Here is a 10,968-nt window from a genome sequence, read left to right as displayed (position 1 = left end):
ATTTAAGGAGACTTATGACGCAGCATTGGATAAAAATACTTATGAAATTCGATTCTGCGAATTAATCAGTGCTTCCCCAGGAAGTATCAAGTAAAACCCTGCTGTCCCTGTTTCTTTCCTTCCCATAAAAAATCCCCGGGATTTTCCCGGGGATTTCTTTGAAACCATTATTTCTTTTCTTCTGCTGCTTCCATTTCCTTTTCTTCGATGAAGCGGATGGCGTCTCCCAGAATATAGAGGGAGCCGCAGATGAGGACGATGTCCCCCTCCCCTGCTTCATTTGTGGCGTCTTCCAGGGCTGCCTTGACGGAAGGTTCTGCCTTGAATGCGGCGTCGATTTTCTGGGCCTTAATCATATCACCGATTTCTTCGGGCTTCCTTGTCCTTGGCGTCGGTGCCTCGCAGGCAAAGACTTTATCGCCTTTGCGGATAAGGAGCTGAATCACCGTTTCCGTATCCTTGTCTGCCAGTGAGGTGAAGACGAAGAGGCGGCGCTTGTCGGGATACTGTTCTTCCAGCGCTTCCATGAGGGCTTCCGCGCCTGCCGGATTGTGGGCGCCGTCCATGACGTAGGTAACACCCTTCACATCGTGGATTTCAAAGCGTCCCTGCCAACGGGTCCGTGCCAGACCTTCACGAAGGTCGTTTTCGTTCACCCGGTCGTCCTGTTTCATAATGATGGACAGGGCCATGGTTGCCACCGCCGCATTGACGGCCTGGTGGGCTCCCACAAAGGGAACGAAGAGAAGGCTCTTTTCCAGTTCCTTGGGCATGTCCTTCCGCTTCACCGTCACCACCTGGCCATGTCTCCAGCGGCTGCGGGAGTCGATTTCAAAGTCCCGCCCATAGAAATAGATGCGGGCTTTCTTTTCATGGGCTTCTTTCTTGAGCTGCTTCAGGGCCACATGCTGGGCCGCGGTAACCACCGGAATGCCTTCCTTAATAATACCTGCCTTCTGGTGGGCGATTTCCTGCAGCGTATTTCCCAGATACTTCATATGGTCCATGGCCACATTGGTAATGACGGAAACCACGGGGAGAATGACATTGGTGGAATCATAGAGTCCGCCCATGCCTACTTCCATGACCGCATAGTCCACTTTCTGTTCCTTGAAATACCAGAAAGCCATGGCCGTCAGAAGTTCAAATTCCGTCGGCGCTTCCACGCCGTCAGCAATGACAGCCTCAGCGGCTTCGCGGACCACCGTAGCAGCTTTTGCAAAGTCTTCTCTGGAAATATCATGGCCACAGATATAAATCCGTTCCGTGTAATCCACCAGATGGGGGGAAACGTAACGGCCCACCCTAAGCTGGGCATTTTCCAAAACGCTGGTAATCATGGCTACCACGCTTCCTTTACCGTTGGTGCCGGTAACGTGGATCACCTTGTAAGCGGTTTCCGGATTTCCCAGTTTTTTCAGCATGGCCTCTATCCGTTCCAGTCCCGGCTTAATGCCGAAGGATGCTGCCTGTTCCAGATAGGCCACTGATTCTTCGTAATTCATAGTTTCTCCTTTATACAGGAAGTACTCCCTTCATAAAAGGGAGTCTTCCGGATGATTGATGTTATGTGAAATAAGGTTCAGAGGGTTCAGAGGGTTGTGGAGGCGGCTATCGCCGCAGATTTTAGCCCCTTCCCCGGGAAGGCCGCTCTATGCTTTTCCTTGGCTTCATATGCCATGAACAGCATTACGACGATTAGTCGCCTACGGCGACTTTCCCCCCTTTGGTGCCTTTCGGCACCACCTTCCCCCCGCTGTGCGGTGGGACTATGGATGCTGGGCAATGTGCCACATAGCTCAGTAGGAATGCGCCGCTAGAATCTCCCCCTCCGGGGTGGCAAGCGAACACGATTTGTAAGGGAGCGAAGCGACCTGAAAATCGTGTGAGACGCTTTCCCGTGGAGAGACGCCGCCGCAGGCGGCAGAAGGGGTGCACTTCCCTCGCGCCAAAGGCGCGGTTGGCTTGTTTTCCCCGCCCGCAGGGCGGTTGTATGGTTTTACTAGCACACCAGTCCACTAGCACACTAGTCAACTAAATCGTTTTTCATACCGGCGGCGAAGCCGCCCACCACAACCCTCACGGCCAAAGGCCGTGTCAAACCTGAGAACCTTCGGGGCGAAAGCCCCGTCAATCTTTAGAACCTTTTCGTCCTCAGAGCTGTTCCAGGAATTTCAGACGTTCTTCCAGGGACTTCATCTTTTCTTCGAACTGAGCCAGTTTTTCTCTTTCCTTTGCCACCACTGCTTCCGGCGCTTTAGCGAGGAACCCCTTATTGGAGAGCTTGCCGCTGGTGCGGGCAATATCTTTTTCAAGGGCGGCCTTGGTCTTTTCAATCTTTTCTTTCTCTTTGGCCGTATCGATGAGGCCCTTCAGTTCCAGGTATACTTCCAGACCGGTGACTACGGAGGTGAGGGCATTTTCCGGTTTCGGTGCGTCGGCGGAGAGGAGTTTGATTTCTTCCACGTGACCCAGTTTTTCGTAGTATTCTTTATGGTTTTCGATGCAGCCTTTCAGGTCATCCCGGAGAACGGCAATCTGGATGTGGCACATCTTGTTTGGCGTTACATTGGCTTCGGCGCGCATGTTGCGGATGGCCTTGATGGAGTCCATAATCCGTTCAAACTGTTCTGCTTCGTCCTTGAAGCGGAGGTTTTCATCGGCCTTCGGCCAGGGAGCTCTTGCCAGGATTTCTCCTTCATGGGGCAGGTGCTGCCAGAGGTGTTCTGTAATGAACGGCATGAAGGGATGGAGCAGGGCCAGCATGCGGGTCAATGTGTACACCAGCACGTACTGGGTGACCTTGCGGTCCGTATTATGCTCACCATAGAGACAGGTCTTGGCGGTTTCGATGTACCAGTCGCAGAAATAGTTCCATGCGAAGTTGTAAATGGAGTCAGCCGCTTCGCCAAGTTCGTACTTGTCCAGGTTGGCACTTACATAGTCCTCTGTAGCTGCCAGACGGTCAAGAATCCATTTATCTGCCAGGGTGAACTGGTCTTTGGTGGGAACGAAGTCTTTATCATAGTCATCCAGGTTCATGAGGGTGAACTTGGTGGCATTCCAGAGTTTATTGGCGAAATTCCGATTTCCTTCTACCTTTTCATAGTAGAAACGCATATCGTTGCCTGGAGTGTTGCCGGTAACCAGGGTGAAACGGAGGGCATCGGCGCCGTATTTGTCAATGACTTCCAGAGGATCAATGCCATTTCCAAGGGACTTGCTCATCTTGCGGCCCTGGGAATCGCGGACAAGGCCATGGATGAATACGTACTTGAAGGGGATTTCATGCATGAATTCCATGGACATGAACATCATGCGGGCTACCCAGAAGAAAATGATGTCGTAGCCGGTGACCATGGTGGATGTGGGGTACCACTGCTTCAGCACCGGTGTCTGATCCGGCCAGCCCATGGTGGAGAATGGCCACAGGGCGGAGGAGAACCAGGTATCCAGTACGTCCGGATCCTGATGGATATGCCTGCTGCCGCACTTCGGGCATTCGGTGAGGTCTCTGCGGGATGCACTTACAGCGCCGCAGTCATCGCAGTACCATACAGGAATGCGGTGACCCCACCAGAGCTGACGGGAAATACACCAGTCATGGATATTTTCCAGCCACTGGATGTAGGTCTTGGAGAAACGTTCCGGAACGAATTTCGTCTTGCCGGAGGTGACTGCTTCCATAGCCGGGCCGGCCAGGGGCTTCATCTTGACGAACCACTGCTTCGTGGTCATCGGTTCCACTACTGTCTTGCAGCGGGAGCAGTGACCTACAGCGTGCTTCGTTTCCTCAATCTTCACCAGAAAACCGGCATTTTTGAAATCTTCAATAATGGCCTTTCTGGCTTCATAGCGGTCCATGCCGTTGTATTTTCCGGCTTTTTCGTTCATGGTGCCGTCTTTGTTCATGATGACGATGGTGGGCAGGTCATGGCGCTGGCCTACTTCAAAGTCGTTGGGGTCATGGGCCGGCGTAATCTTCACGCAGCCTGTACCATAGGCCATATCTACATAATCATCGGCGATGATGGGGATTTCCCTGTCCGTGGTGGGGAGCTTTACCATCTTGCCCACCAGGTGGGTATACCGTTCATCATTGGGGTTTACAGCTACCGCCGTATCGCCGGGGATGGTTTCCGGACGGGTGGTGGCAATCTCAATATATCCGTCTTCCCCTACGATGGGATAGTTGAAATACCAAAGATGGCCCACTTCATCTTCGTGCTCCACTTCGATATCGGAAAGAGCGGTCTGGCAGCGGGGGCACCAGTTAGTAATGCGGAATCCCTGGTAAATCAGACCTTTTTCATAGAGAGAAACGAAAACTTCCCGAACCGCCCGGGCGCATACATCGTCCATGGTAAACCGTTCCCGTTTCCAGTCGCAGGAAGAACCGAGGCGGCGAATCTGCAGGCCGATGCGGTTGCCGTATTTTTCTTTCCACTGCCATACCCGTTCCAGGAACTTTTCACGGCCCAGGTCATACTTATTGAGACCTTCTTCGGCAATCTGCTTTTCCACCTTTACCTGGGTAGCAATGCCGGCATGGTCCTTGCCCGGAAGCCAGAGCACATTGTAGCCCTGCATTCTTTTGTAGCGGATCAGGATATCCTGCAGTGTATTATCCAGGGCATGGCCCATGTGCAGCTGTCCCGTCACATTCGGCGGCGGCAGCACAATGCTGTAGGGTTCCTTGGAAGGATCCGGTTCATCATGAAATACATCATGATCTTCCCAGAACTTATACCATTTCTGCTCAATAGCAGCAGGGTCATATTTGCCAAGATCTTCAAAATCTGCCATATTCTTCACTCCTAAAAATAAAAAATCTCCTCCATCCCATAGGACGAAAGAGTGCTTCCGCGGTACCACCTAAATAATCATACATGATCGCTCATTTGCGTATAACGTGCGCCACGGGCATAAGCCGGCTCCGGGGTGACCCGCTGCTTCATCCTTACCGCCTTCCCACCACCGGCAGCTCTCTACAAATTCATCCGCAGCTTCTTCCCATCTTTGCTTTTACATATGATATGAAATATCATAGCAGGATTCAAAATGAAATGCAAGGGGATGGAATGAAAAAGAGGCCGCAGTGCGGCCTCTTTTTCATAGGGTTCTGAAGTTTGACCGGCCTTTGGCCGGAAGTTTTTTTGGTTTGACAGCGGCTGCGCCGCTGAGGGTTGTAGACTGCCCTGCGGGCAATGATTATAAAGTCAGCGCTGCGTGCCGACCTTTTTCTGTCCCAGTCCCCCTCCTTCGCTGCGTTCAGTACAACAATTGGCAGGCAGGGCGTCTATCAGTCTGATGTCAACCTTCTATCGTCTCACTTCCACCCCTGCTCTTCTCAGGAATTCTTCTTCGTTAATCACAGGGATATTCTTTGCTCTTGCCTTTTCCAGCTTGCTTCCTGCGTCAGCACCGGCCACCACCAGGGTGGTTTTGTTTGTAATGGAGGACTGGGTATCTCCGCCTTGCTGTTTGATGATTTCTCCGGCTTCTCTTCTGCCCATGGCGGAGAGTTTGCCTGTGAGCACCACCATTTCACCGGCGAAGGCCTGGCCTGCGGGCGTTTCTGCCACTTCTTCCATGAGGACGCCGGCGTCTTTCAGTTTGTTGATGACCGCCAGATTTTTCACATCGTGAAGGTAGTCGTAGAGGCTTTTGGCAATGACCTTGCCGATACCTTCGGTTTCCTGGATTTCATCGATGGAAGCGGCAATGACTGCGTCCATGGTATGGAAACGGGCGGTAATAAGTTCAGCGCCTTTGGCTCCCAGGAAGCGGATGCCCAGGCCGAAGAGGAGTTTGGCAAGGCCTCTTCCTTTGCTGTCGTTAATGGCAGCGACCAGGTTGGCAGCACTCTTCTCACCCATCCGTTCAATCTGCTCTATATCTTCCTGTTTCAAACGGTAAAAGTCACCAGGGTCATTCACCAGGCGGGCAGCTAAAAGGCTGTCTACCACCGAGGGGCCCATGCCTTCGATGTCCATGGCATCCCTTGAGGCGAAGTGGATGAGTTTTTCCCGTACCACACCGCCACAGTTTGGATTGGTGCAGCGGTAGGCTGCTTCGCCTTCGATGCGGTGCACCGGCTCTCCGCAGATGGGGCAGGTCATGGGCATTTCAAAAACTTCTTCCTTTCCCGTGCGTTTGTCCTTGAGGACAGTAGAAATTTCGGGGATGATTTCTCCTGCCTTGTAAATCATGACATGGTCCCCCACCCGAATGTCCTTTTCATGGATGAAATCCATATTGTGGAGGGTGGCCCGTTTCACCGTGGTGCCTGCCAGATGAACCGGCGTGAGATCCGCCGACGGGGTGAGGACGCCGGTGCGGCCCATGGTGACGATGATGCGCTCCACTTTCGTTTCCGCTTCTTCCGGCGGATACTTGTAAGCCATGGCCCACTTGGGGTCTTTCACTGTAGCCCCCAGTATATTCTGCTGGGCAAAGTCATTGACTTTAATCACCATGCCGTCGGTGTCATAACCCAGGTCGTGGCGCTTCACTTCCCAATCATTCACCCCTTTGATGACGCCTTCGATGGATTCCCATTTCCGATAGTTCGGGTTCACCTGGAAATGGAAGGCTTCCAGCTGCTTTAAGAGTTCTTCCTGGGAATGAATTTCCAGCCCCTGGATATCGCCCAGGGCATAGGCAAAGAAGGCCAGGTTCCGGGAGGCGGTGACATGGGGATCCAGCTGGCGAAGGGACCCTGCTGCGGCGTTCCTGCAGTTGGCAAAGGGCATGAGCCCCGCTTCATCCCTCTCTTCGTTGAGGGCGATGAAGCTTTTCCTGGGCATGTACACTTCGCCTCTCACTTCCATGTAGGGCGGTGCATTTTCAATGTAAAGGGGAATGGTATGAATGGTCTTTACATTGGCCGTCACGTCTTCCCCCACCCTGCCGTCGCCGCGAGTAAGGCCCTGCACCAGGCTGCCGTTTTCGTAGATGAGGTTCATGGAAAGGCCATCGATTTTAAGTTCCGTAATATATTCCACCGAAGTGACGCCCAGCCCTTCCTTCACCCGGCGGTCAAAATCCCTGAGTTCATCGGCGCTGAAGGCATTGGCCAGGCTGAGCATGGGCTTACGGAAACGGACTTTCCCAAAATCGTCAGATGCCTTGCCTCCCACCCGCTGGGTAGGAGAATCCGGCGTTACCAGTTCGGGATATTCCTTTTCCAGATCCACCAGCTGGCGGTAGAGGTGGTCAAATTCATAATCCGTGATTTCCGGCGCATCCTTCACATAGTACAGGTAGCTGTGATGACGGATTTCCTTCCGGAGCTCCTGCACCTTTTTTATGATTTCTTCAGATGCCATAGTTATTCCTCTATTCTTCCTTCCTGATAGGGGCAAAGGTGACCATGAGCTGGCGCACTTTGCCCTGAAAATCCACTTTAATCATCATATTCTTGTCATTTCCAATAACAGCCACCACTTTTCCCTTTCCCCAGAGGTTATGAACAGCGATGTCTCCCACTTTCCAGTCATACCGGGCCTGGACGCCGGTCTTTTTAGGTTTGTTCACCACGGCGGAGTCGGAAAGGGCATAGCGGCTCCTGCTTTCGTTATGCCAGCGGCCGGCACTTTTAATAGCTTCCTTCTTCCTGTCGTTTCCTACGTGGTCCATAAGGTCGGAAGGGATTTCTTCCAGGAAACGGCTGGCAGCATAGGGCTTCATCTGGCCGTACATGGTACGCATGTGGGCATTGCAGAGATAAAGTTCCTTCTTCGCTCTTGTAATGGCCACGTAACAGAGACGCCTTTCCTCTTCCAGGCGGGATTCTTCCATGAGAGAGCGGACGCCGGGGAAAATGCCTTCGTCCATTCCCGGAAGGAAAACCACCGGGAACTCCAGCCCCTTGGCGCTGTGCATGGTCATGAGGGTGACCTTGTCATCCGTTTCTTCATATCCGTCCACATCGTTTACCAGGGCCACCTGTTCCAGGAATTCCGCCAGTCCTTCACCAGGATGGGTGGTGGTGAAATCCTTGGCCACAGAAAGAAGTTCGCCCAGGTTTTCTTCCCTGCTCTGTGCCTGGGGGTCATCGCTTTCCTGCAGCTGCACCAGGTACTTCGTATCGGTCAAAATCTTCTGGATCAGGTCGAAAATGTTCATTTCCGTGGATGCATTCAGGAAATCAAAGATAAGGGCGCTGAAGTTCTGCAGCTTCAGCTGGGCGGAGGCGGAAATGGGAGAACCTTCCAGAGCCATAATACCTTCAAACATGGACATGTCCCCTGCGTTGGCATAGTCAGAGAGTTTCTGCACTGTGGTGGCGCCGATGCCGCGCTTTGGCACATTGATAATACGGGTAAGGCTGATGTTATCCCTGAAATTATTGATAACCTTGAGGTAGGCCATAATATCCCGGATTTCCGCACGGTCGTAGAAACGAGTCCCCCCTACCATGGTGTAGCCGATGCCCCTCTTCACCAGCGTTTCTTCCAGTACACGGGACTGGGCGTTCATTCGGTAGAGCACTGCCATATTTCCATAGGGCACATGTTCCTCGTCGTGCTTCTTCTTCATGGTGTTCACAATGAATTCCGCTTCATTATGCTCATCCATGGCGGTGTACCACTGGAGATGGGCGCCGCCCCGCTGCTCTGTCCACAGCTTCTTGGAGGGACGGTCCGGGTTATTCTCAATCACCGCATTGGCAGCATCAAGAATGGTCTGGGTGGACCGGTAATTCTGCTCCAGCTTGATAATCTTTGCTTTGGGATAGTCGGATTTGAAATCCATAATATTCCGAAGATCCGCACCGCGCCAGGAGTAAATACTCTGGTCCGCATCGCCTACGGCGCAGATATTCTGGAGGCTGCCGGCAATGTATTTCGCCATAAGGTACTGGGCATGGTTCGTATCCTGATATTCGTCGATAAGGATGTAATGGAAACGATCCTGCCAGCGCTTCCGAATGGTTTCATTGGCCAGAAGGGCGGTGGTAATGAAAAGCAGGTCATCGAAATCAAGGGCATTGTTCTGCTTCATATGCTTATCGTACAGGTCATATACGTCGGCCACTTTTAGGTTATAGAAATTGCCTCCCGCCTGCTGGCGGAACGCCTTCGGGCTTAAAAGCTTGTTTTTGGCGGTAGAAATAGCGCTCTGAATGGAACGGGGCTGGAACTGCTTATCATCCAGGTTCAGTTCCTTCAGCACATTCTTCACCAGCTGCTTGGAATCATCGGAATCGTAAATGGTGAATTTATCGGTGTAGGGCGGAAAATTGTTGATTTCCCGGCGAAGGAAACGGGCACCGAAGGAATGGAAGGTATACATCCAGATCTTATCCGCCGAAGGCCCTACCAGACCGTGGACGCGGTCCCGCATTTCCTTGGCCGCCTTATTGGTAAAGGTAATAGCCAGGATCTCGCCGGGCCGGATGCCCAGGGAAAGCATGTAGGCAATGCGGCAGGTCAAGGCTTTCGTCTTGCCGGAACCGGCGCCGGCCATAATGAGGACCGGTCCTTCCACCTGCTTCACCGCCTCCAGCTGGCGGTCATTTAATGTATGTAAAAAATCTGTCATTCTTACTCCTTTGTTGATTAGTGAGCTAGTGGACTAGTGGGCTAGTGAGCTAGTGGGCTAGTGGCTAGTGGCTAGTGGCCAGTGGCCAGTGGCTAGTAGCTAGTGGCTAGCTAAAAAAGAAGAACTCATATATGACAGAGTCATGTATGAGTTCTTCCTCAGAGGACTGACGATAGGCCGACCATCCTCAGGATTTCATTATTCTCCATATACCTTTAAGAGGAACGGAGCCACCTGTTTTTTACGGGACATGACTTTCGGCAGGTAAACCATGCCGTCTTCCACTTTTTTACCGAATGCTTTTTCAGCTGCCTCTTCGGCGCCTTTGGTAAACCAGAGGAAGGTGTCTTCGGTGAGGATATTGGTCACCATGAGGTAGGAAGCTTCGTAGTTCTTTTCTGCCTTTGTGGCTTCCAGAGCCTTCATGATGTCCGCTTTTTTAGCGTTGATGGGATCCAAGTCCATCACAGAAATCTGGCCGCAGGAGAAGGTCTTGCCGCCTGCTTCAAATTCCTTGGTGTCGTTGTGGGCCAGCTTTTCAGCGGGGTAGTCGGAAATATCGGCACCGGCCTTCAGCATGTCCATGCCATACTTTTCATAGTCCACGCCGGCGATTTCAGCAAGTTCCTTCACCGCCTTTTTATCTTCTTCGGTGCAGGTAGGAGAACGGAAGAGGACGGTATCGGAAATGATGGCGGAAAGCATCATGCCTGCCACTTCCTTGGACGGCTTCACGCCATTCTGCTTGTAGAGGCCGTAGATTACGGTATTCACGCAGCCCACCGGACGGATGAGAATGAAAATGGGGCTTTCCGTTTCAAAATCGCCAAGACGATGATGGTCGATCAGTTCCAGCACGTCAGCATCTTTAATACCGTCTACGCACTGTTTGGATTCGTTGTGGTCCACCAGAATGATTTTTGTCTTTTCGTCGGATTCGCTCTTTCTTGCCACATTGGTAAGAAGAACCGGTGCTTCTACCTTGAAATAGTCGAGGGCGAATTTCGTTTCCTTATTCGGTTCCCCTGCCCTGGCAGCCACAGCATCCATTCCCAGCTGTCTTTTCAGATAGGAATAGGAAATGGCAGCGGCAATGCTGTCGGTGTCCGGGGATTTATGTCCTGTTACATATACTTTGCTCATTCTATCGCTCCTTTAAACCAATGATGAATGGGTTCATAATTACGTTCCCATTATACCATGAAGCGGCAGAGGGTTCAAAGGGACGGGAAAAGGTTCTTAGGATTGACCGGCCTTTGGGCGCAGTTTATAGCCAGCGTTACGGGATTATCTTTTTAGGGAAGCACTGATTAAATCGTTATCGGATTTCATTCTTGGATTTTTATCCAATGCAAGGAATCAGTCGACGCGAATAGCGAGCTATTTAAGGAGACTTATGACGCAGCATTGGATAAAAAT

The 10,968-nt window shown here is 51.9% G+C and carries 5 protein-coding genes; all 5 read right to left on the bottom strand.

Translation table 11 applies throughout. The annotated features are described in order from the left end of the window. Positions 1 to 167: 167 nt before the first annotated feature. The gene (locus QZQ29_RS07380; protein WP_296961871.1) at positions 168 to 1,505 is read right to left on the bottom strand and encodes a folylpolyglutamate synthase/dihydrofolate synthase family protein; all 1,338 of its coding nucleotides are present in this window, start codon (positions 1,503 to 1,505) and stop codon (positions 168 to 170) included. A gap of 649 nt (positions 1,506 to 2,154) precedes the next feature. Next, positions 2,155 to 4,806, bottom strand: a complete 2,652-nt coding sequence (locus tag QZQ29_RS07375; RefSeq protein ID WP_296961870.1) for a valine--tRNA ligase — start codon at positions 4,804 to 4,806, stop codon at positions 2,155 to 2,157. Between the two features lie 515 nt (positions 4,807 to 5,321). After that, entirely contained in the window at positions 5,322 to 7,331 is a 2,010-nt protein-coding gene (ligA, locus tag QZQ29_RS07370; protein WP_296961869.1) for an NAD-dependent DNA ligase LigA, read from the bottom strand. A gap of 10 nt (positions 7,332 to 7,341) precedes the next feature. Continuing rightward, positions 7,342 to 9,549: a DNA helicase PcrA gene (pcrA, locus tag QZQ29_RS07365; protein ID WP_296961868.1), complete on the bottom strand. Its 2,208-nt coding sequence runs from the start codon at positions 9,547 to 9,549 to the stop codon at positions 7,342 to 7,344. Between the two features lie 198 nt (positions 9,550 to 9,747). Then, positions 9,748 to 10,692, bottom strand: coding sequence for a manganese-dependent inorganic pyrophosphatase (locus QZQ29_RS07360; RefSeq protein WP_296961867.1), 945 nt, complete (start codon positions 10,690 to 10,692; stop codon positions 9,748 to 9,750). Positions 10,693 to 10,968 lie beyond the last annotated feature (276 nt).

The sequence above is a fragment of the uncultured Dialister sp. genome, assembly GCF_900538805.1.
Taxonomy (GTDB): Bacteria; Bacillota; Negativicutes; order Veillonellales; family Dialisteraceae; genus Dialister.
This window is presented reverse-complemented; position numbering and strand designations above follow the sequence as displayed.

Coding starts and splice junctions, on each gene's coding strand:
- QZQ29_RS07380 (WP_296961871.1), bottom strand. CDS start 1,505: ATGAATTACGAAGAATCAGTGGCCTATCTGGAACAGGCAGCATCCTTC.
- QZQ29_RS07375 (WP_296961870.1), bottom strand. CDS start 4,806: ATGGCAGATTTTGAAGATCTTGGCAAATATGACCCTGCTGCTATTGAG.
- ligA (WP_296961869.1), bottom strand. CDS start 7,331: ATGGCATCTGAAGAAATCATAAAAAAGGTGCAGGAGCTCCGGAAGGAA.
- pcrA (WP_296961868.1), bottom strand. CDS start 9,549: ATGACAGATTTTTTACATACATTAAATGACCGCCAGCTGGAGGCGGTG.
- QZQ29_RS07360 (WP_296961867.1), bottom strand. CDS start 10,692: ATGAGCAAAGTATATGTAACAGGACATAAATCCCCGGACACCGACAGC.